24 protein-coding genes and 1 tRNA gene are annotated in these 21,906 nt (G+C 49.5%); 11 read left to right on the top strand and 14 right to left on the bottom strand.

Annotated elements, in window-relative coordinates; translation table 11 throughout:
* Nucleotides 1-48: 48 nt before the first annotated feature.
* From J5W02_RS10705 to J5W02_RS10695, 3 genes are read right to left on the bottom strand one after another with little or no spacing between them, the layout of a single operon-like run.
* A complete protein-coding gene (locus tag J5W02_RS10705) occupies nt 49-1,320 on the bottom strand; it encodes a replication-associated recombination protein A (RefSeq protein ID WP_219965688.1) in 1,272 nt (423 codons plus the stop codon).
* A 30-nt stretch (nt 1,321-1,350) separates the two neighbouring features.
* Nucleotides 1,351-2,604, bottom strand: coding sequence for a serine hydroxymethyltransferase (locus tag J5W02_RS10700; RefSeq protein WP_219965903.1), 1,254 nt, complete (start codon nt 2,602-2,604; stop codon nt 1,351-1,353).
* Nucleotides 2,605-2,659: 55 nt separating this feature from the next.
* Nucleotides 2,660-3,313 (bottom strand): TraX family protein, encoded by a 654-nt coding sequence (locus tag J5W02_RS10695; protein ID WP_219965687.1) that lies wholly within the window; start codon nt 3,311-3,313, stop codon nt 2,660-2,662.
* Between the two features lie 143 nt (nt 3,314-3,456).
* On the opposite strand from J5W02_RS10695, the gene nth reads away from it, so the two are divergent.
* The 8 genes from nth to J5W02_RS10655 all read left to right on the top strand — a co-directional run bounded on the left by nth (nt 3,457) and on the right by J5W02_RS10655 (nt 8,261).
* Complete coding sequence (gene nth / locus J5W02_RS10690) at nt 3,457-4,110, top strand: endonuclease III (RefSeq protein ID WP_219965686.1); 654 nt, start codon at nt 3,457-3,459, stop codon at nt 4,108-4,110.
* 86 nt (nt 4,111-4,196) lie between these two features.
* Nucleotides 4,197-4,604, top strand: coding sequence for a bacteriohemerythrin (locus J5W02_RS10685; protein ID WP_219965685.1), 408 nt, complete (start codon nt 4,197-4,199; stop codon nt 4,602-4,604).
* Nucleotides 4,605-4,710: 106 nt separating this feature from the next.
* Nucleotides 4,711-4,786, top strand: a tRNA-Ala gene (locus J5W02_RS10680).
* Between the two features lie 489 nt (nt 4,787-5,275).
* Nucleotides 5,276-5,602, top strand: a complete 327-nt coding sequence (locus tag J5W02_RS10675; protein WP_219965684.1) for an ArsR/SmtB family transcription factor — start codon at nt 5,276-5,278, stop codon at nt 5,600-5,602.
* 73 nt (nt 5,603-5,675) lie between these two features.
* Complete coding sequence (locus J5W02_RS10670; protein ID WP_219965683.1) at nt 5,676-6,689, top strand: permease; 1,014 nt, start codon at nt 5,676-5,678, stop codon at nt 6,687-6,689.
* 13 nt (nt 6,690-6,702) lie between these two features.
* Complete coding sequence (locus tag J5W02_RS10665; protein WP_219965682.1) at nt 6,703-7,464, top strand: DUF2703 domain-containing protein; 762 nt, start codon at nt 6,703-6,705, stop codon at nt 7,462-7,464.
* A gap of 34 nt (nt 7,465-7,498) precedes the next feature.
* On the top strand, nt 7,499-7,843 hold the full coding sequence (locus J5W02_RS10660; protein ID WP_219965681.1) for a thioredoxin family protein: 345 nt from the start codon (nt 7,499-7,501) through the stop codon (nt 7,841-7,843).
* A gap of 22 nt (nt 7,844-7,865) precedes the next feature.
* Nucleotides 7,866-8,261 carry an arsenate reductase ArsC gene (locus J5W02_RS10655; RefSeq protein WP_219965680.1) on the top strand — a complete coding sequence of 132 codons (396 nt, stop codon included), beginning with the start codon at nt 7,866-7,868 and terminating at the stop codon, nt 8,259-8,261.
* A gap of 200 nt (nt 8,262-8,461) precedes the next feature.
* On the opposite strand, the gene J5W02_RS10650 is transcribed toward J5W02_RS10655, so the two are convergent.
* The gene (locus J5W02_RS10650; RefSeq protein ID WP_219965679.1) at nt 8,462-10,075 is read right to left on the bottom strand and encodes a CTP synthase; all 1,614 of its coding nucleotides are present in this window, start codon (nt 10,073-10,075) and stop codon (nt 8,462-8,464) included.
* A 223-nt stretch (nt 10,076-10,298) separates the two neighbouring features.
* Entirely contained in the window at nt 10,299-11,180 is an 882-nt protein-coding gene (locus tag J5W02_RS10645; protein ID WP_219965678.1) for a peptidylprolyl isomerase, read from the bottom strand.
* A gap of 172 nt (nt 11,181-11,352) precedes the next feature.
* On the opposite strand from J5W02_RS10645, the gene J5W02_RS10640 reads away from it, so the two are divergent.
* Nucleotides 11,353-12,282 carry a S1 RNA-binding domain-containing protein gene (locus tag J5W02_RS10640; protein WP_219965677.1) on the top strand — a complete coding sequence of 310 codons (930 nt, stop codon included), beginning with the start codon at nt 11,353-11,355 and terminating at the stop codon, nt 12,280-12,282.
* 45 nt (nt 12,283-12,327) lie between these two features.
* Here J5W02_RS10640 and J5W02_RS10635 read toward each other — a convergent pair whose 3' ends face one another.
* Complete coding sequence (locus tag J5W02_RS10635) at nt 12,328-12,693, bottom strand: helix-turn-helix domain-containing protein (RefSeq protein WP_219965676.1); 366 nt, start codon at nt 12,691-12,693, stop codon at nt 12,328-12,330.
* Between the two features lie 330 nt (nt 12,694-13,023).
* Here J5W02_RS10635 and J5W02_RS10630 point away from each other — a divergent pair, with 330 nt between their 5' ends.
* Nucleotides 13,024-14,802, top strand: coding sequence for a methyl-accepting chemotaxis protein (locus tag J5W02_RS10630; protein WP_219965675.1), 1,779 nt, complete (start codon nt 13,024-13,026; stop codon nt 14,800-14,802).
* 116 nt (nt 14,803-14,918) lie between these two features.
* Here J5W02_RS10630 and J5W02_RS10625 read toward each other — a convergent pair whose 3' ends face one another.
* The 3 genes from J5W02_RS10625 to J5W02_RS10615 all read right to left on the bottom strand — a co-directional run bounded on the left by J5W02_RS10625 (nt 14,919) and on the right by J5W02_RS10615 (nt 17,165).
* Complete coding sequence (locus J5W02_RS10625; protein ID WP_219965674.1) at nt 14,919-15,581, bottom strand: hypothetical protein; 663 nt, start codon at nt 15,579-15,581, stop codon at nt 14,919-14,921.
* Nucleotides 15,582-15,655: 74 nt separating this feature from the next.
* A complete protein-coding gene (locus J5W02_RS10620) occupies nt 15,656-16,678 on the bottom strand; it encodes an ATP--guanido phosphotransferase (RefSeq protein WP_219965673.1) in 1,023 nt (340 codons plus the stop codon).
* Nucleotides 16,671-17,165 (bottom strand): UvrB/UvrC motif-containing protein, encoded by a 495-nt coding sequence (locus tag J5W02_RS10615; protein WP_219965672.1) that lies wholly within the window; start codon nt 17,163-17,165, stop codon nt 16,671-16,673. Before J5W02_RS10615 ends, J5W02_RS10620 begins: the two co-directional genes overlap by 8 nt.
* A gap of 171 nt (nt 17,166-17,336) precedes the next feature.
* On the opposite strand from J5W02_RS10615, the gene J5W02_RS14770 reads away from it, so the two are divergent.
* On the top strand, nt 17,337-17,468 hold the full coding sequence (locus J5W02_RS14770; protein WP_255575698.1) for a hypothetical protein: 132 nt from the start codon (nt 17,337-17,339) through the stop codon (nt 17,466-17,468).
* A 43-nt stretch (nt 17,469-17,511) separates the two neighbouring features.
* On the opposite strand, the gene J5W02_RS10610 is transcribed toward J5W02_RS14770, so the two are convergent.
* The 5 genes from J5W02_RS10610 to J5W02_RS10590 form a co-directional block, all read right to left on the bottom strand.
* Complete coding sequence (locus J5W02_RS10610; RefSeq protein ID WP_219965902.1) at nt 17,512-17,769, bottom strand: TIGR03905 family TSCPD domain-containing protein; 258 nt, start codon at nt 17,767-17,769, stop codon at nt 17,512-17,514.
* A gap of 21 nt (nt 17,770-17,790) precedes the next feature.
* A complete protein-coding gene (locus J5W02_RS10605; RefSeq protein WP_219965671.1) occupies nt 17,791-18,630 on the bottom strand; it encodes a PHP domain-containing protein in 840 nt (279 codons plus the stop codon).
* Nucleotides 18,631-18,712: 82 nt separating this feature from the next.
* Nucleotides 18,713-19,510: an ABC transporter gene (locus J5W02_RS10600; protein ID WP_219965670.1), complete on the bottom strand. Its 798-nt coding sequence runs from the start codon at nt 19,508-19,510 to the stop codon at nt 18,713-18,715.
* Nucleotides 19,507-20,415, bottom strand: a complete 909-nt coding sequence (locus J5W02_RS10595; RefSeq protein WP_219965669.1) for an ABC transporter ATP-binding protein — start codon at nt 20,413-20,415, stop codon at nt 19,507-19,509. The genes J5W02_RS10600 and J5W02_RS10595 overlap by 4 nt, the downstream gene beginning before the upstream one ends.
* 22 nt (nt 20,416-20,437) lie before the next feature.
* Nucleotides 20,438-21,889: a 4Fe-4S dicluster domain-containing protein gene (locus tag J5W02_RS10590; protein ID WP_219965668.1), complete on the bottom strand. Its 1,452-nt coding sequence runs from the start codon at nt 21,887-21,889 to the stop codon at nt 20,438-20,440.
* Nucleotides 21,890-21,906: the final 17 nt, after the last annotated feature.

The following is a 21,906-nucleotide window of genomic DNA, read 5'->3' as shown; positions in this document are numbered from 1 at the left end:
GCCGATACAAGCAAAAGCTTCTGAATTTGGACAAATTTTACACAACATTCAGGTATTATTCCCCTTTATTCTGCTCCAATACTGCTGGAAAGCCTGCTCTGTTTTATTTTGTCCGTATTCATAATAGTGAACGTCTTTCAGCTCATCCGGCAGGTACTGCTGAGCAACCCATTTGTTCGGATAATCATGAGGATATTTGTAAAACTGCCCTTTGTGCGTGTTGTCCTCTCCATCATAATGTTTATTCTGAAGCTGGCGCGGAATATTCCCGATTCTGCCTTTTTCTATATCGGCAATGGCGGCGTCAAGCGCGCAGTAGGCGGAATTGGACTTTGGCGCGTTGCAGACGAGGATCACCGCGTCCGCAAGCGGAATTCTCGCTTCCGGCAGGCCGACCTGCACCGCGGCGTCCACCGCAGCCTTTACAATCGGGATAATCTGAGGGTACGCCAGCCCGACATCCTCGCAGGCGCAGACCATCAGCCGCCGGCAGATGGACGGCAGATCCCCCGCAACAATCAGGCGCGCCAGATAGTGAACGGCGGCGTCCGGGTCGGAACCGCGCATGGACTTCTGGAACGCGGAAAGGATATCGTAGTGCTCGTCCCCCGCGCGGTCATACCTGAGCGCGCTGCGCTGGGTAAGCTCTCTGGCAAGCTGAAGCGACACATGGCAGACCCCGTCCTTTTCCTCACCGGAAAGCACGCAGAGCTCCGCCGCGTTCATCGCCTTGCGCACATCTCCGCCGCAGGCAGAGGAAATGTACTCCTCCGCTTCCTTCTCTACGGAGACGGGTCTTCCCTGCTCCTGTTCCATAAAGGCAAACGCACGCCGGACAGCCGGGAGCACGTCCTCTTTTTCCACCGGTTTGAACTCAAACACCGTTGAACGGCTGAGGATGGCGTTATACACATAAAAATAAGGGTTTTCCGTTGTGGAGGCAATCAGGGTAATCTGTCCGTTTTCTATGAATTCCAGCAGCGTCTGCTGCTGCTTTTTATTAAAATACTGAATCTCATCAAGGTAAAGCAGAATTCCGTTCGGGGCGGCGAGCGTGTCAAGCTGTTCGACCACCCCGCGGATATCCGCCGTGGACGCAGTCGTACCGTTCAGCTTAAAAAGGGCCCGTTTTGTCTGCTTTGCAATGATGGAGGCGAGCGTGGTTTTCCCGATACCCGACGGCCCGTAGAAGATCATATTGGGGATTTCCCCCGAATCGATTATCCGGCGAAGGGGTTTCCCCTCTCCAAGAAGATGGCGCTGGCCGACAAGGTCGTCCAATTTCTGTGGACGCAGACGGTCCGCCAAAGGCGCTGCCATATAGTAACCACCCCACCTGACTCTGATAAATTATTCGTATAACGGATAGCGGCTGCAGATTTCTGTAACCATCCCGCGGATTTTATCCTCGTTGGATTCAAAATCATGAATTGCAAGGCTGATACATTCGGCAATAATGTCCATATCAGCGGTATTCAGTCCGCGGGTAGTGATCGCCGGCGTACCCAGACGCAGGCCGCTGGTGATGAACGGGCTGCGCTGCTCGTTCGGAACCGTGTTCTTGTTGGCTGTGATATAAACCGAGTCAAGACGGTGCTCCAGTTCCTTGCCGGTCAGCTCCAGACCGCTCAGATCCACCATCATCAGATGGTTGTCGGTACCGTTGCTGACAAGCTTGACTCCGCGCTTCATCAGTCCGTCCGCCAGAGCGGCGGCGTTTTCCACGATTTTGCGGCCGTATTCTTTGAACTCCGGCTTCAGCGCTTCGCCCAGACAGACCGCCTTACCGGCGATGACATGCATCAGCGGGCCGCCCTGTGTGCCGGGGAAAATTGCCTTATCAATCGCTTTCGCGTACTCTTCACGGCAAAGAATCAGTCCTCCGCGGGGACCGCGCAGGGTTTTGTGCGTTGTAGTGGTAACAATATCCGCCCACTCCACCGGATTGGGATGCACACCGGCAGCAACAAGGCCCGCAATGTGCGCCATGTCAACCATCAGGTACGCGCCGCAGGCGTCGCAGATCTCACGGAAACGCTTGAAATCGATGGTACGCGGATACGCGCTCGCGCCGGCAACAATCATTTTCGGTTTTTCTTTGACCGCTGTTTCATAAAGCTTGTCGTAATCGATATGTCCGGTTTCCGGGTCGACTCCGTAGGGAATGAAGTTGAAATATTTGCCGGAAATGTTAACCGGGGAACCATGGGTCAGATGGCCGCCTTCGGCAAGGCTCATGCCCATGATGGTGTCTCCCGGGTTCAGCAGCGCAAAGTAGACGGCAATGTTTGCCTGAGCACCGGAGTGCGGCTGTACATTGGCGTATTCCGCATGGAAAAGTTCACAGGCACGGTCGCGCGCAAGGTTTTCCACTACGTCCACATACTGGCATCCGCCGTAATACCTTTTTGCGGGGTAGCCTTCGGCGTATTTATTTGTTAAAATACTGCCCATCGCAGCCATCACCGCAGGCGAAACAAGGTTTTCAGAAGCAATCATTTCCAGATTGCGCTGTTGGCGCTTCAGTTCCTCTTTCATTGCGGCGCCGACCGCGGGGTCCGCCTGAGAGACATAGCCGATGGTGTCCATCATATCACTGTACATTTTCTTCATTCCCTTTCCCTAAGGTATTTTATTGTTCATTATACACTTTAATGTGCTAAAACGCAACCTTATACACTAAATACAGAATCAGCAGATGCACGGGGTAAAAAGCGTAAAAGAAATATTTCCAATTCAGCTTTCCCTTTTTCCCATTGTAAACAAGAATTGGAAAACCCGCCAGCGCCGCATAAAGCTTAATTGGGCCGGTAAGCAGGCTGTAACCGGTATTGAGAACCGTAAAAACCAGAACGCCCCTTGTTCTGAAGTTCTTAAAGCAATAGAAGATAATAATCAGAACCACGCCGAACCATCCGTAATCCGTATGTAACACTTCGGCAAGCAGTGCACAGGAAACGGCAAGCAGCACCGCCGGAACGGGGCGGGAAACGAGGTAAGTGTGGAGGATGGCAATGGCCGCCAATCCAAGAAAAAGCGTAAAAAACACATTTTGACTCTGCGGGTAATAAACGGTTTTGTGAAACGCAAGATCGTACGGAACTTCGGAAATCAGCGCAAATAAGAACAGACGCTCCAAGTACCCCTTGATATTGGTGGTGTAAAGAAGCCCTTCTGAAATAAAAAAGCAGAAAAGCGGAAACGAAAGCCGGCCGATGATGCGGAAAAGCGGAACAGCCGGAAAAAAGACAGCGCCGACGTGATCGATCAGCATGGTAATAACTGCCAGCATTTTTAACTGCGATCTGTTCATATTCTCTCCGCCCTTCTGTATGATGATTCATTTATAACATGATATTTGATAATCCTGTCCTTGTCAACTTGTACTTTCCCTTAATTTCATATAATATTAAATGGAATACTATGTTCAGAACATTTTAAAGCGGAGGTTTCCTTATGACGAAAAAGCAGCGTGCCGCTCTGGCGGTGGAAGCGCTAAAAAAAGAATATCCGGGTGCAGTCTGCTCCCTGACCTATACCAACCCCCTGCAGCTTTTAATCGCCACCCGGCTGTCCGCGCAGTGTACCGACGCGCGCGTCAACCTTGTGACACCCGCGCTGTTCGAGCGTTTTCCGACTCTGGAAGCTTTTACAGAAGGCTCTGTGGCGGAAATTGAGGAGCTGGTTCATTCCTGCGGGCTTTATAAAACAAAGGCGCGTGACATCTTTGCCATGTGCCGCATGCTGAAGGAAGAGTACGACGGCGTGGTACCCGACAGCATAGAGGAGCTCACCCGCCTGCCGGGAGTAGGGCGGAAAACTGCCAACCTGGTCGTGGGGGATATTTACCACAAGCCCGCTGTGGTAACCGATACGCACTGCATCCGTATCTGCGGCAGAATCGGCATCAGCGAGGGCAAAGAGCCGTTTAAGGTGGAAAAGCAGCTGAGGGCTGTTCTCCCTATGGATAAATCAAACGATTTCTGCCACCGGCTAGTTCTGCACGGCCGCGCGGTGTGCACCGCACGCAGCCCGAAATGCGAACAGTGCTGCATGAAGGAATTCTGTAAATATGCTCAGTCCGTCAGCAAAGCACCTGTCAAAAAATAGATTTAACAACTGTCTTGAAGGTATTCTGCAAAAAAGATATAATAATGGTAGAATATAGCAAATTTTGCAGAAGGGTGGTATATACCATGGCAATGGGATGGACGGAGGATTTATCCGTAGGAGTAGACGTAATCGATCAGCAGCACAAAATTTGGTTTGAAAAGGCAGACCAGCTCTTTGACGCCGGTAAAAACGGCAAGGCAAAGGAATTTATTGCACAAATGCTGGATTTCCTTGACGATTACACGAAAATGCATTTCCGTGACGAAGAAAAATACATGCTGAGCATTCATTATCCGGAATATGAAACGCAAAAGAAGCTCCATACAAACTTTATAGGGGAGCTGGCAAAGCTGAAAGCGGAATACGCCAAGTCCGGCGGAAATATCGCCGTGATTATCAACGCGAATCAAATGGTTATCAACTGGCTGATTCAGCATATCTCCACACAGGACAAAAAAATAGGCCAATTTGTCAGAAACCATAAAAACTGACAAAGAGCCTCAGCCGTTTTTTGAAAGCAAGATTCGAAATAACAGCAAATAACTGAAAATAACAGTTGAAATCGTCCCGTCAACATGATATAATATCTTTCGTTGTGGGGGCGTAGCTCAGCTGGGAGAGCGTACGGTTCGCATCCGTAAGGTCGAGAGTTCGATCCTCTTCGTCTCCACCAAGAAACAGGAACATCCTTTATGGGATGTTCCTGTTTCTTTATGGAAACGTTGCTGGGAAGGACTCCGGCGCAAGGAAGGGAAACCATAAAAGCGAAAGATACCGTTCAGATAAAGTGAATGACTCGCGGAACGCGGGCTGGTAATGCACTACCCAATCCTCCTCATCTCCACCACCAGACTGAGTCTGGACACAATTCGCGTTCGGACTCTTTTCTTTTGGGTAGCTTAGTGCTCGCGCTTATGACTTACATCTTTTATAACCTAACTCTTTAATCTCCGCATCTTCCGGCTTCACGCTTACTGTAAATTTCACGTGTCCATCGCATTCCCCAGAATGTCGAACTTTGTAGTGGGCACAGAAGATATTTCCCACCAGAATCCGCAACTCGTCGATATACTGTGATGATATTGCGTATTTTATATTGACAAAACTTGATTTGACGCATATACTAATAACATATCAAATAATTTTGATATGAGGTGATAACTTGGCAGCCACTTATGAAGAACAGGCAAAAGTGTTCAAGGCATTTTGCGACGAAAAACGCCTTAGAATACTTGAACTTCTGCGCGACGGGGAAAAATGCGCCTGTGTTTTGTTGGAACAGTTGGACTTGGGGCAGTCTGGACTTTCCTATCACATGAAAATTCTGGTTGAATCGGGAATTGTGGAGAGTCGGCAGGAAGGCAAATGGACGCATTACAAAATCAGTGAAAAAGGCAGCGTTTATGCCAGTACTCTATTGCAAGAACTGACAACGCCGAGCACGGTTACAGAAGAGAAAATTTGTTGTAGACCTAAAAAGCCATCCTGACGATGGCTTTTTAAGAGCAGAATACATCAAAATAATTTGATGCGATTGCTACTGAAAGTGAGGTTTATATCCTGTGCAAATACTTAAAGCGATTTGGGACTTTTTTCAATACCAGATTCTCGGCATGAAATGGCTGGATGGGGCGATTGGAAGCGGTCTGTCCGCTATGGGGCTTGATACGTCCAGCCGCCTGATCGGAAGCATTGAATTTTTTCTCTATGATGTAATTAAGATTACTGTGCTGCTTTGCTTCCTGATCTTTCTTATTAGTTACATTCAAAGCTACTTTCCACCGGAACGCAGCAAGAAAATTCTCGGACGTTTTCACGGCATCTGGGCCAACTGCATCTCGGCGCTCCTAGGTACGGTAACGCCGTTTTGTTCCTGCTCCTCCATTCCACTGTTCATCGGCTTCACGTCAGCCGGGCTTCCGGTCGGCGTGACATTCTCGTTCCTGATTTCCTCCCCAATGGTGGATCTCGGATCGCTTCTTTTGCTGATGGGCATCTTTGGAGCAAAGGTGGCAATCATCTATGTGGCCGTTGGTCTGGTTATCGCGGTTGTCGGCGGTACGATTATCGAGAAGCTGCATATGGAGAGATATGTTGAAAGCTTTATTCTGTCAGCGGGCAGTGTGGATATTGAATCCCCGAATCTGACAAAGAAAGACCGGCTGATATATGCGAAAGAGCAGATGCTCACCACCTTCAAAAAGGTGTTTCCCTATATCCTAATCGGCGTAGGAATCGGCGCAATTATCCACAATTGGATTCCAGAGGAATGGGTTTCACTTGTACTGGGAAGCAATAACCCCTTTGGCGTCGTCCTGGCAACGCTGATCGGTGTCCCGATGTACGCCGACATTTTTGGCACCATTCCGATTGCGGAGGCACTGTTATACAAAGGGGCACAGCTCGGCACCATCCTTTCCTTTATGATGGCCGTCACCACGCTGTCACTGCCGTCCATAATCATGCTCCGCAAAGCAGTCAAGCCGAAGCTGCTGGCGCTGTTCATTGGTATCTGTACCATAGGCATTATCATCGTAGGCTATTTTTTCAACGCGATTCAGGGATTTATCATATAGGGAGGGAAATATTATGGCAAAGATATGGTATCCTGTTATTGACTATCTTACCTGCGCGGAGTGCGGCACCTGTGTTGCAACGTGTCCTCACGGTGTCTATGATTCCGCAAAGGCTCCTGCACCCGTCGTAAAAAGTCCGGAAGCCTGCGTTGACCATTGTCACGGCTGCGGGAACCGCTGTCCGGTTGGTGCGATTACCTATGTTGGCGACGATACCGGTTGGACACCGCCGAACGGCACACAGGAATCCAAAGAAGCCTGCTGTTCCTGCGGATGCGAAACATCTTCTGAAAAGAAGATTGTCGTTGAGTATCTCTATCTTGATTTGCAGACCTGTAACCGCTGCATTGGAACGGACACTGTGCTTGATGAAGTAATGGCGACGCTTACCCCCGCGCTGCGTCTTGCCGGGTTTGATATCGAGTATAACAAGATCGAGATGAAGACGGCGGAGCTTGCCGAGCGGTTCAGGTTTCTTTCCTCTCCGACGATCCGTGTAAACAGTCGGGATATTTGCGGGTTCGTAAAAGAGAACAGCTGTGGATGCTGCAGTGAAATCAGCGGAACTGATGTTGACTGCCGGGTATTTGAATACAATGGGGAAAGTTATGAAGTGCCTCCCAAAGAGATGCTTGCCGAGGCAATTCTGAAAACCGTATTCGGAGCGAAAGGCGATTGTTCCTGCGGCGACTATAGACTGCCGGATAATCTGAAAACTTTTTACGAGGGAAAAGCAAGTAAATCAGCATGCTCCTGCGGGGGCAATTGCTGCTAACCAATAACATTAACTGATAAGGAGCGTAATGAATATGTCACTGTTCGGAAAGAAAAAGGAAGAAACGTCCTCCTGCTGCTGTGGAGGAAACTGCGATGCGGAAAGCATGGCAAAGGCTGAAAGCGCTAAGACCGATGGCGCGAGTGTGAAGGTACTCGGAAGCGGCTGCGCAAAATGCAACCAGCTTGAAGCGGCTGCCAAAGCCGCGCTGGAGCAGCTCGGTATGGATACAGCGATTGACCATGTGACCGATTTCTCACAAATCGCGGCCTATGGCGTCATGTCAACGCCCGCCCTTGTCATAGACGGGAAAGTGGTTTCCTATGGCAAGGTCTTGAAAGCCGAGGAAGTTGTAAAGATTCTGCAAAAAGTCAGATAAATTTTATAAGGACGGTTTTATTATGAGTAAACCAAAGGTAGCTTTTATCTGCGTCCATAACTCCTGTCGAAGCCAGATCGCCGAGGCGCTGGGAAAGCATCTTGCCGCCGACATTTTTGAAAGTTATTCCGCTGGCACGGAACTGAAAGACCGCATCAACCCCGATGCGGTTCGCCTTATGAAGCAGCTCTATGGAATCAACATGGAACAAAGTCAGCGTCCGAAGCTGCTCGAGACACTCCCTCCCGTGGAGGTGGTTGTTACGATGGGCTGCAATGTGGAATGTCCTTATCTGCCATGCAAGCGTCGTGAAGACTGGGGCTTGCCCGATCCGACGGGCAAAAGTGATGAAGAATTTCTTTCGGTAATCCGGACAATAGAGGGTAAGATTAAGGAATTAGCAAAATCATTAAGATAGGGACTTAACATTGACCGGCAGTTTTTCATTCAACTGCCGGTCTTTTGATACATAAAAGAAGCTTTTTATGATACTCAACACTAAAGCTTTTTCGAAACTCCCGGCTGTGCCGGGAGTTTTCGTGTGACAAAAAATACGATCCTCCCGTTCAAAGCGGGAAGATCGTATTGAAAACACAGCAGATGGATGGTAACTGCAAATTAATGCTTGTGAGCGGATTTGTATTCTTTCGCCGCGCCGACCAAGCCCTTGAAGAGCGGGTGCGGGCGGTTGGGGCGGGACTTGAATTCCGGATGGAACTGAGCGCCCATAAACCACGGATGCTCCGGAATTTCCATCATTTCCACAATATGATCGTCCGGTGACTTCCCACAGAAAACCACGCCGGCTTTTTCAAAGCGCTCGCGATAATCGTTGTTAACCTCAAAACGGTGACGGTGGCGCTCAGAGATCAGCGGCTCATTGTTGTAAAGCGCCGCCGCTTTTGTACCCGCGGTCAGCTTGCAGGGATACTGGCCAAGGCGCATGGTGCCGCCAAGCTGCACAACATCCTTCTGTTCGGGCATCAGGTCAATGACATGGTTGCTGCTCTGCGGATCAAACTCCGCGGAGTTCGCGTCCGCAAGGCCGAGAACATTGCGGGCATACTCCACAATGGCAAGCTGCATACCAAGGCAGATTCCCAGACACGGAAGCTGGTTGACTCTGGCATAGTGAATTGCCGTAATCATTCCTTCAATGCCTCTCTGGCCGAATCCGCCGGGTACGATCACGCCGTCCATACCGGCGAGAATTTCGGCTACATTGTCCTTTGTTATGGTTTCGGAATCAATCCATTTGATATTTACCTTGACATTATTGCCGATGCCGCCGTGGGTCAGTGCTTCGGCAACGCTCAGATACGCGTCATGAAGCTCCACATATTTTCCTACAAGGCCAATGGTAACGCTTTCTGTCAGGGACACGGCCGTATTGACCATCGTGATCCAGTCGCTGAGATCGGCGCCGGGCGTGTCCAGCCCAAAGTGACGGCAGACAATGTCATCCAGGCGCTCTTCCTTCAGTGCAAGAGGCACCTGATACAGAAGCGGAAGGTCAAGGTTCTGTATCACACAGTTTTGATTGACATTGCAGAAAAGCGCAATTTTGTTCTTGATATCGTCGCCGACCGGTCTTTCGGAACGAAGAATAATAATGTCCGGCTGAATTCCAATGGAAAGCAGCTCTTTGACACTGTGCTGTGTGGGTTTCGATTTATGTTCGTGAGAACAAATCAGATAGGGAACAAGGGTAACATGAATAAACAAGCAGTTGTTTCTGCCGACCTCTGTCGCAAACTGACGGATGGCCTCCAGAAAAGGCTGGCTCTCAATGTCACCGACCGTACCGCCTACTTCAATGATGGCTACGTCAATATTATCCTTCCCGTCGTATATACGGGACTTAATCTCATTGGTGATGTGAGGGATCACCTGAACCGTTCCCCCGTCGTAATCACCGTTGCGCTCGTTCTGCAGCACATTCCAGTAAATTCTGCCCGAAGTGATATTGCTGTTCTGAGTCAGATTTTCATCAATGAAGCGTTCATAATGACCAAGGTCCAGATCTGTTTCCGCTCCGTCGTTGGTTACGAAAACCTCTCCGTGCTGAAACGGGTTCATTGTGCCCGGATCAACATTCAAATAGGGGTCAAATTTCTGTATGGTAATTCTCAATCCCCTGGCTTTCAGTAAGCGTCCCAAAGAAGCCGCCGTGATTCCTTTACCTAATCCGGAAACGACCCCGCCTGTTACAAAAATATATTTTGCTGACATAGTTACCCTCCATAAGCACTGAATTTACTGCCGCTGCAAAAACCAAATTAGATTAATTATATCGTCTATTGTATTGGCTTGTCAATGCAATAGACGATATTAAATTCCGTTCTGTTAAAATTTGAAATAATCTTCTAATAATCGACTGGGGTCCTCCATAGTCCTGTGCACCCTGCCTAATGACTGGCAGACGATTACCCGGAAACCTCCGAGGATATCAGGCTTAAGGTTGATATTTTTCTATCTCCGCTTTTTTTATAAGGACAGGGGTGGTCGGTTTGCTCTTTTCCCCCTGGTCGTTTGCAGAAACCGGAACCGCAGCTATTTTATCCACAACGTCCATTCCCTCAATGACCTGCGCAAAAACGGTATGTCCCCGTTCCACAATATTATACGCGCCGTCCAGATTGGGATTGCCGCCGTTTTCGTTGTACAGCTTTTTGTACGCGTCGGTAATCTTGTCCATATTAAGGAAATAGGTTCCGTACTGCTGAACAAAAGGCTGCGGATACTGCTTATAGACATCGTAGGCCTGTTGGTAATAGTCCCAGCTGATTGCTTCGGAAGTCCCTTTCTGATTGATAAAGAACTGGCTTCCGTTGGTGTTTTCCCCTGCGTTCGCCATGGAAACAGAGCCGCGGATATTTACCAGATTGGCGTTGAACTCGTCCTCAAATTCTTTATTCCAGATGCTTTCTCCGCCGGTGCCGTCACCCTTGGGGTCGCCCGACTGAATCATGAAATCGTTGATGACGCGGTGAAAGGTCAGCCCGTTGTAATAGCCCTTTTGAATCAGGCCCTTGAAATTCTCAACGGCTTTCGGGGCAGCATCCGCAAAAAGGCGGAGTTTCACAACCCCCAAGCTGGTGGTCAAAACGGCAATCTCCTCACCGGCAGTCGGCTTTTCAAGCTGATACCCCAGCTTTTTTCCGTCGTCGGGCTTAATCCTGCTGTCCGCTGCCGCCGCGGAACTTGCGGGTGCAGAAGAAGCTGCGGAGCTTGCGGGCGCGGAAGAAGCTGCGGAACTTGCCGTACTGCCGCCGGAGCAAGCGGTCAAACTCAGGGTCAGGGCGAAAACAGAAACAAATCCTATTATTTTTCTCATATACTGCATTATCAAATAACTTCCTCTCGTCATACATAAATTATATTTTATTATAGATAGCAATAATATTCAAGCCGGGTGCGGAGAAATTAACAATTTAATAATAATGGGGATAGTATTACCGATTCATTTTAAGCATATAGATAAGCGAAGACAAAAAGGAGGTAGGAAAATGTTTGATTACTATCCTGAGGGTTGGATCATTGATACACCCGAAAACCGCGCGGCAACTTTGAATATTTCCGCGCTGAACGACGCCTGCCGGGATGGAAAAATTTTGGAAGGACGCGCGCTGATTTGTGACAGCTCGCATAATTTACTGGTCGATTTAGGGTGCATGAAGGGTGTGATTCCGCACGACGAGGGTGCTTTAGGAATTCGCGAAGGTACGGTACGCGACATCGCCATCATTTCCAGAGTCAACCGGCCGGTATGTTTTACCGTGACGGGTTTTCAAAAGGATGCGGACGGACATATGACCGCTCAGCTGTCACGGCGTGCGGCACAGGATAAATGCATGACCGAGTATGTCAGAAAATTCACTCCGGGCGACGTAATTAACGCGCGTGTGACCCATCTGGAAAGCTTCGGCGCTTTTGCCGATATTGGCTGCGGCATCATTGCGCTGCTGCCGATTGACGCCATTTCCGTCTCAAGAATTGACCATCCCCGCGAAAGGTTTACGGTCGGCATGGATATCCGTGTTGTCATAAAGTCTGTGGAAAACGGACGCATTACTCTGAGCCACAAGGAACTGCTGGGAACCTGGGCGGAAAACGTAGCCATGTTCAAAGCCGGAGAGACAGTGGCCGGAATCGTGCGTTCCGTTGAGTCCTACGGTATTTTCGTGGAGCTTTCCCCCAACCTTGCCGGGCTGGCGGAAGCGAAGGAAGATGTGGTTCCCGGGCAGCAGGCCAGCATTTACATAAAAAGTATTATTCCTTCCAGAATGAAAGTCAAGCTTGTCATTATCGACACATTTGATTATTCCTACCGTCCATCCGCGCCGAAATACTTCTTCACCGGCAACAGGATCGACCGGTTTGTGTATTCTCCACCCGACAGTGAAAAAGAAATAGCGACAAATTTTATTTCTGAATAGTTAGATCAGGCCGCGGACCGAATGATGGTGTCCGCGGCCTGATTTTTATGAACTGGAATCCCTTTTTTTAAATGCCACAATTGCAATTACCACGCTGGCCAGTTGCTCTGTTTCCTGTGGGGTAAGACTTTCCAGAGCCATCATGATTTTTTTGACGGCAGCTTCTTTTCTTTCACATTTTTTCGGAATTTCGAAATTGAGCAGCTCGGAAAGAGAGATATTCAATGCCACGGCGATTTTATTGACCGTATCAATGGTCGGACATTTCAGGCAACGTTCAATATGTCCTAAAAATGCCGGATCCAATCCTGCTGAATCCGCCAGTGACTTCTGGCTGAATCCCGCGTTTTTGCGCAGATATTTGATTTGCTCCGCAGTTCTCTGCATTATTTCCATTTTTGCCTTATCCATGTTTACCACGTCCCCTAATTCTTCAGTCACATTTTTAAAAACACTTAATATATATCTAAAGGTATTCGACAAATAGTGACTATAAGTATTGAAAAACTGTTTTTTTTCGCGTATACTGAAAAAGGCATTTTTAATTGATATTGCTGCTATGAAATTTTAATACGATAGAAACGGATGCAAACCAAGGGGTGATAAATGAAGTCATGCATGACCTGCAAAAGCATAGGGCTTGAATGGAACATATGCAGACGGCACTTTCCTGATTCAAAACGCATTACGAATAATAGAATACCCCCATCGTACGAAAAATGACGCAAAAAAGTTAAAGGAATGAGAAAAATGTTCAAGAATATGAAGATTGGCAAAAGACTGATGATAACTTTCCTGGCCGTCGCCATCATTTCCAGTATCAGCGGGATAGTTGGCATCATCGTGATGGCGCGCCAGAACACCACTTACGGAAAAGCGCTGACGGACTACGGCTTTGCTCAGGGAGATATTGGGCTTTTCAATACGGAATTCAACCAAGGCCGTGCAATCATCCGAGATGTTATTTACATGTCGGACTCAAAAAAAATACAGGATAGCATACTCGAGCTTGACCGGTCAAATCAGAAGCTTGAAACGTATCTGAAAAACATGCAAAAAGGAATGGTAACGGCAAAAGAACTGGACTATTACAATTATATACAGGAAAATATGACGAAATTTTCTCAAACAAGAGCCAAAATTGTCCAGTTGGCCAAGGAGAACCGGGACACGGAGGCAGCCGAACTGATGGATCGGGAAGCCACACCGCTTTCCAACGGTATCCGGTCCTCTACGGAAGCACTGATTACCGTCAAAACTACTACAGGAAAGCAAATGGCGGCCGACCTCTCTAAACAGTCTCAAATCGCAGACATCGCGATGGCGGGAGTTGTTTTCCTCAGTTTTCTGGTTTCCATTGTCATCGCCATCTGGATTTCCCGCAGCATCAGCAAGCCTGTGGCAGAAATGGCTCAAGCCGCCCAGAGAATAGCACAGGGAGACTTGAATGCTGAAATAAAAGTTACCTCCAGAAATGAGATTGGGATTCTGGGAGAAGCCTTTTCTCAGTCCATTGCGTCCATCCGCTCCTACATCTCCGACATCAGCAACATTGTAAGCGAAATGGAACGCGGCAATCTGACCGTAGGAACGGATCTGGAATATATTGGTGATTATTCTCAGCTCAAGAGCTCCATTTTTGGAATTCTCGCTTCTCTCAACCATACCTTCCGTCAGATCGATCAGGCAGCGGAGCAGGTAGCCAGCGGCTCCCAGCAGGTTTCAAGCAGTGCTGAGGAACTGGCACAGGGCGCTACGGAGCAGGCCAGCTCGGTGGAAGAACTTTCGGCCAGCATTTCCGAAATCTCCTCCCATGTAAAAGATAACGCAGAGCACACCGCCAGCGCAAGCCAGTCGGTGGCCGAGGTCAGTCACGAAATTGAAACAAGCAATCAGCACATGGACGACATGGTCAAAGCCATGTCCCTGATTCATGAATCCTCGGGTGAAATCGGAAAAATTATTAAAACCATTGAAGATATTGCGTTTCAGACGAACATCCTGGCGCTGAATGCCGCCGTTGAAGCGGCAAGAGCGGGAGCAGCCGGAAAGGGATTTTCTGTAGTCGCGGACGAAGTCAGAAATCTGGCCAGTAAGAGCGCCGAAGCAGCTAAAAATACAACCACGCTGATTGAAAACTCCATCCGTCAGGTAGAAAACGGAACAAAAATCGCGGACGCGACTGCTCAGTCACTGCATCGCGTCGTTGCAAGAGCGGAGGAAGTCACCGCAACCGTTGAAAAAATCTCACTGGCAACCAACCGTCAATCCGACGCGATTTCCCAAATCACCTTTGGTGTAGAGCAGATTTCCAGCGTTGTTCAGACAAACTCCGCAACCGCGGAGGAAAGCGCCGCAGCCAGCGAAGAGCTTTCCGGACAGGCACAGCTTCTGCGGGATCTAACCGAAAAGTTCCGGCTGAATGACCAGGTGGCCATGCCGGAAGGAACCGAACAAACAGCATGTCCGGAAAAATATGACCAACCGGAGCTGCCGATTGCCGCCGGAGACAAATACTAAGATTCCAAAATAGGATTTGAGCATGAAAGTCAAAGAATACAACTGTATTCTTTGACTTTTTTATTACCCAAAGCGGAGCCGCATTCGCTGCTCTGCCTTAATCTCCGGCCGTCTGTTTATGACCCGGACGGCTTATTTTCCTGAAGTTTCAAAATATGAGCATCCAGCAGTTGTTTGAACACATCGTTTTTATGAATGTGACCAAGGGAATCCTGATATTTGACAGGTTCGTAATACTGGCTTTGCCTTTGCTGTTTTAAAAACTGCAGAGCCTCTTCCCTGCCGTGCTGTTTCACAATCACGTCGGCCGCTTTAATGGCGTTCATGGCGCTGTAAGGCTGCAAACGGTACGCCTCGATAAAGTTGAACAGCGCGGCTTCGAGGTGCCCCAGGCCCTCCTGCGCCTTCGCAAGGTCTATCAGCACAGAGGCTCTCTGAACGGCGGCGTAATTGATGGTAATACCGTCTTCCACACGAATGTGGTTGGGCAGCTCCTCCCAGCTGGAAGTGTGCAGATACTCGCCCGCATAGTAAATAGTCTCCTGATAATATTTTTTTCCAAGCCAGCTGTAGGCTTTTTCAATCAGATAGTACTGTTTGGGGGAATGCGGCTCGCCGCACAGCTCAATGACCTTCAGCAGTGTTTTTTCCCGGTCATTCATTTCATCCCTCAGGGCAACGGCTTCCTCTTCCAGCGCCCGGCGGTGCGGCACAGTTTCTCCAAGCACAAAAAAGAGTGCTGCCGCCAGATCCACATTGTCATTTTTTAATTCCGCCATAGATACTCCCACCTTTTAATTATTAAAGAAAATCTTTTCCGAAGTAGCTGATTGCCTGAATTAGTCATCGGCCTTTAAGCATTCAATTTCTGTAAAAAATCCCTGATCTTTTCAGCCCGCAGGCTCCGCCGTTCCGTGGGTGTCAGTTTTCTGCCGCCGGCAACCGTTAGGGTGGCAGGCTGAACCATTATCATAAGGCGATTGAGCTCGCCGTAATCAATGGGATCAATCAGTCCCGCGGCAACTCCGAACCGAACATTGGAAATCAGCTGCATAAACTCATCGTCAGCCATCATCCTCGCACTCTGCAGAATGGCAAGGGAGCGGCTGACGGTGTCCTGTATTTCAAGGCTTTCCGCCAGTTCCGTTCTGGCGGCGCGCTCCTGTTCAATCAGCTGCATGGCAATGCTCTGCAGATTGGCTATGGCCTCCTGCTCCGACAGGCCGAACGTCACATGGTTGGAAAGCTGGTACACCGCCCCTTTGGGTTCCGCACCGGATCCCAAAGCGCCGCGCAGCGCAAGGCCAAGCTTGCTTAAGTTCGTAGAAATCCGGGAGACACCCCCGCCTTCCCGCAGCGCCGGAAGATGCAGTGTCAGCGAAGCGCGCATCCCAGTGCCGAGGTTAACGGGATTTTGCGTCAGATAACCCAGATTCTCATCAAAGGCGAAATGGAGGGACTTATCCAGAATATCATCCAGCCCGTCCGCTTTTTCAAAGGCTTTCTGCAGATTGAGACCCGCCTGCTCACACTGAAGATGGATATGATCCTCCTCATTGACCATGACGCTGACGGTTTCGTCTTCATTGACGAAAAGGCCCCGGCCGCGGCAGTCCGAAAGAAAATCCGCACTGATTAGAAAGCGCTCCACCAGAGAAACCGCCTCTGTCTTTGACAGGCTTTCCATATCGATAAAGCGAAAAACCCGGGACAGCCCCTCATTTTCGCTGACGGCGGAGGCCACCCGCTGTTCCAGCTTCTGCCGCTCGGAACGGCTCATTTTGGAAACGAAGGGAACATCCCGCAAATTGCGGATCAGATGGATATGCGTACAGATCACAACATCTTCTTCGCATACGGGATTCTGATTACTCATTTGCCCTTCCCCCTTCCAGTTCCTTAATCCGGTCGCGCAGATCGGCAGCGTGCTCATAGTTTTCTGAATCGATTGCTTCCCGCAGTTCCCGGCGCATCAGGCTGAGCTGTTCCTGTGGCCTTTGCTGAAGAGCATTTCCGCCTGGAACCTTGCCGCGGTGTTTGGTGTTGCCGTGAATACGCTGAATCAGAGGAATTAATCGGTCGTAAAAGGTATGGTAACATTCCGCACAGCCGATCTGCCCGCTGCGCATAATGTCATCAAATGTGGAGCCGCAGCATTTGCAGCGAACCGGATCTTCTAGTTCGGTCCCGCCGAAAAAGCCCCCCAGCAAGCTGCCGTAATCGCGGCCAAGTCCCGTCAGAAAATCTCCGTATCCCAGCTTCTGTGCGCACTCCGCGCAAAGGGAATACTCGGTCAGCTCACCGTTGATAATCGTTTTAATATGTGTGGTAACCGGATTTTTTCCACACGAATCACACAGCATAGAATCACCCCGAAAGATTATTAATCATAATATAATATTACTATTAATTTCTCATGAATAGAAGATAGAAAAAGCCTAATTTTGGTGGGTCAGCCCCTAAAAGAAAAATTTGTAACACGTTTTGTTCCTATGCAATATTATATACTGTAAACCGAAAGGAGGCAAACAATTATGTGTAACAACAATTTCTTTGGCGGCGGTGGCAGTTGCTGTTGGATTATCATCCTTGTCATTATCCTCTTAGTCTGCTGCGGAGACAACGACGGCTGTGGATGTGGAAACAACGGATGTGGCGGCTGCTAAACGCACAAAAAGGGCTGCGAGTAAAATCGCAGCCCTTCATTCTTTATTTATGTGCCTGCTGCTCTTTGGCCTGTAACAATGCAATTGCCAGCTGGTCCGGACAGGAGGTAGACTTAAATCCACACTTAATTCCTTTCAGGCGCCGAATCGCCTCATCGGCCTTCATTCCTTCTACAAGCGCGCAGATTCCTTTTCCGTTCCCGTTGCAGCCGCCGATAATCCTGACGGATTTGACGGTGTCGCCTTCCAGATCAACATCGATTTCAGAGGAACAGGTTCCCTTTGTTTTGTATTGATACACCAAGCTATTTCCCCCACTGCCTTATTTTTTCGAATGCGCTTTGGCTTTTTTCAACGCTTCCAGCTGGTCGTCCGGCGTGACACAGGTCCCGATGTGCATGGGCACGGTAGTATACATGCCGTGAAAATCAGTGCCTCCCGTCATAACAAGGCCATATTCCTGCGCTACAGCCGACAAACGTTCTTCATCGCCGGGTTTGTTGCGCGGATGCCAAACCTCTACGCCCTCAATTTCATGATCTTTCGCCAGCTGCTCTAAAAGATCGTAGCTGTCATATTCGCCGGGATGCGCCAGAACCGCCACGCCGCCGGCTTCATGAATCTGTTCAATCACATCATGAACGTCGGGATAGCGAACAGGAAAATAAGCAAGCCCTGTTTTGGCATTAAACAGCTTATGATACGTTTCGCCGAAAAAGTCGTGGGAATACCCCGCGTCAATCAAAGCATGCATAATATGCTGCTTGTAAATATTTGTACTTCCCTGCGCCCGACGCAGCACCATTTCCGCAGTAATCGGATACAGCCGCATTACTTTCTGAACCATAATACAGGAAGCGCGGCGCCGGCTGTCCCCTGTACGCTTGCACAGGCCCTCCAATCGGTCAGTCTTGTCACACAGGTAACACAAAATATGAGCTTTTCTTCCGGTAGAGGGATCCGTCGTTGAAAATTCAACTCCGGATATTACTTCAACCCCATGCCTGTCCCCAAAAATTTTCGCTCTGGTCGATCCTGCAAAAGTGTCATGATCAGTGACGGCAATCGTGGGGATACCATGCGTTTTGGCAAGTAGAACAACCTCGTCAATACCAACCGAACCGTCGGACATTTTGGTATGACAATGCAAATCTGCGGCCACTTAATCACCTTCCAATCTTCATCATTTCAATTCATTACAGTACTATTATAATACATTTTGATGATGAAGGCAAATAAATGCCCTATTTGAGGAGCTTTTCAGGGGTAAAGGAACGCGCCGAAACAAACCAGAGAAGGAAGTCAACCACCAGCAAAACAGCTGCGATGACCAGCAGGATGAGTGCGTTGAGCTGAAACAGCCCGGTAAACTGCCCGACAAAAAGAAGGACAAGCGGCAAAACAATATATCCCGAAGTCTGAATGGATTCCATATAGCTTTTACTTTTGCCCGAAACCAGCACCATGAAGATCACCCCGAAAACAGTGATCCCAGGTGCCAGAAGAAGCACGAGTACGAGCCAGTTCCAGTTCAGAAAAAACGGCATACCCAGAAGAAGATCTCCCACAGAAATGACGCAGGCGAAAACCAGGAAGGAAATACCTGTGGCGACGGCGGACAGGAACACGCAGCTGAGCACCTTGGCTTTAAAAATCGATTTGATGCTCAGCGGGGTCAGGAGGAGCGTTTGAATGGTGCCGCGCTCTTTTTCCCCCACAAAGCTGCTGGCCGCCGAAACACTGGACACCATCAGCGGAATCATCAAAAAGAACATGGGACAGACCACATTCGTCATAATGTAGAACATGCCCTGTTTCACCGAAAAATACGCCGCTTCCCGCGGCAGCATCTGCATCATCTGATCCACGCCGTTCATTTGGTTTGCGGGAATAAAGAAAATCATCAAAAGGTACATAACAGGCAGGAACAAAACCATAATCAGCGGCACAATGATAATCGTGTTGCGCGCCATTCTGGTGTTCCAGATTTCCCCGAAATCTTTATTTACAACCGCCTGTTCGGCCGACGACAGCAGTTTCATTTCGTTTCCTCCTGATGCTTCAGATACTCAAAATAAACGTCCTCCAGCGTAGGCTTTACCAGGCGCGCTTCATAAACATCGTGGCCGGACTCCACAATATTTTTCAGAAGCTTAGGCATTTGGCCTTCCTGCTCAAGCTCTGTCTGCCACCACCCGCTGTCATAGTCAAACCCGTCCAGGGAATCCCCCTCCTGCAGCCGAAAAGCGGCTTTGGCCCGGCTGCCGATATTGCTGCACAGGTTTTCCAAACTTCCGCCCGCAATCAGTTTTCCCTTGTCAATGATTCCGTAGCTGTCGCAGAGATCCTGCGCGTAGCGCAGCTGATGCGTGCAGAGAAACACCGTGGTACCGGTGCTGTTTGCCAGATCCGTAATCATGGAATTGACCGACTGGGCGGATTCCGGGTCAAGCCCGCTGGTGGGCTCGTCCAAAAAGAGAATTTGCGGGCGGTTAATCAGTGCACGGGCTAGAGAAAGCCGCTGTGCCATACCGGTGGAGTACTCCCTCAGCTTTTTATCCCGCGCGTCCCAAAGATCCAGCTTTTTCAGCAGCTCGGATGCGCGCTCATTGCCTTCTTCCCGGCTCAGTCCCGCTGTCTGCGCAAAAAAGAGAAGGTTCTGCGTACCGGTCAGCTGACCGTACATTCTGGCGGTTTCCGTCATCACACCGCAAAGGCGGTGTACTTCCGACGGGTCTTTTACCGGGTTCAGATCGAGCACCGTGCACTCACCCTGTGTCGGCTTCAGAAGACCCGTAAACAGTTTAACCGACGTGGTCTTCCCCGCCCCGTTCGGCCCTAAAAAGCCATACACGCTGCCCTGTGGAATTTCCAGACTCAGGTCATTGAGCGCATTGGTTTTTCCGTCATAGGATTTCGTAAGGCTCTTTGCACTGACTGCATACACAGACAATTCCTCCCTTTATCCCTTATTCTTGGGGGTCTGTATCCATTTTAATCTTTGAAAAGTCATGCTGAACCTGAATGTTTTCAAGGATGCTGCGGCTGTCTGCGGCTGCCATCAGCCTGCTGCGGTTCTTCAGAAGCTTCTGCATTTCTTCTACGCCGCCGGGCCCGGCAATACAACCGCCTTCGCAGGCCATGCCTTCCACAAAATCTTCTTCCAAACGTCCGGCGTTCAGAACCATCAAGGTCTTTTTGCACTCGGCCGCGCCGTTGCATTTTACACAGGTGAACGGCAGATCGAAATTCTGCTCCTCCAGCACCTGTACAACCGCACCGGAAACGCCGCCGCTCTGTGCAAAGCCTTTCCCCGCACGGCTTCCGTCCTGCTCGTTTTCCGCTTCCTCAAGGACGTTGATGTCCCTTGCGTTAAACATAGCCTGCAGTTCTTCAAAGGTCATGACGTAATCCGCGGTATCCTGAATTTTCTGAATTTCTATCTTCTTGGCAATACAGGGACCAATAAAGACAACTTTGCTGTCGGGGTGCTCCGCTTTTATATAGCGGACAGTCAGCGTCATGGGAGAAGCGGTATGTGAAATGAGCGGAGTCAGCTTCGGAAAATGCTTTTCGATCATTTCCACAAACGCGGGGCAGCAGGAGGTCGTCATTTTCTGCTTGTTTTCCAGCGCTTCCCTGAGCTCCTGAGCCTCATGGTAGGTCGTTGCGTCCGCGCCGAGAGAAACCTCCATCACACCGGTAAAGCCCAGCTTCTTAATGGCGGATTTCAGCATACCGACATTGGCGGCGCCGAAATGCCCTTCGATAGCCGGCGCGAAAACCGCGTAAACCGGTTGATCGGACTTGATGTCTTCAATCACGCTGACAATGCTGGAGCGGTCGGTAATTGCGCCGAAGGGGCAGTTCTTTGTGCAGGCGCCGCAGTTAATGCACCGGGAATAATCAATGGCGGCACGCTTGTACTCATCTTTGGTGATCGCTTTGACGGGACATGCCCGGATGCAGGGGCGCATGGTATCGGAAATCGCGTTGTACGGGCAGGCCGCCGCGCAGCGCCCGCATTCCTTGCATTTGGCGGGATCGATGTAAGCCCCTTTTGGAGTAATGGAAATGGCGCCGAACGGACAGGCAGCGTAACATTTCTTCGCAAGGCAGTGCTGGCAGTTGTCCGTAACATTAAAACGGTTGATCGGGCAGCCTTCACAAGCCGCAGTAAGCACCGCAACAATATTGTCGTCATCCTGTCCCGGCAGGTTTTCTCCGCGGGCGGAAATCAGACGTTCCCGGATGATTTCACGTTCGCGATAGACGCAGCACCGGAATTCCGGCAGCGGCCCCGGAATGATTTCATAGGGAATGGTGTCAAGGTGCTGCTTCAGCGTGCCTTCATAGGTGTACTTGGCAGCCTTCGTCAGCACTTCGTATTTTAATTGTTTGGCATCATTATCATATTGCATGAATTATCCTCATTTAT

Origin of the sequence: Caproiciproducens faecalis (assembly GCF_019448085.1) — a bacterium.
GTDB classification, from domain to species: Bacteria; Bacillota; Clostridia; order Oscillospirales; family Acutalibacteraceae; genus Caproiciproducens; species Caproiciproducens faecalis.
Note: the sequence above shows the minus strand (reverse complement) of the source record. Positions and strands in the feature narration are given on the sequence as shown.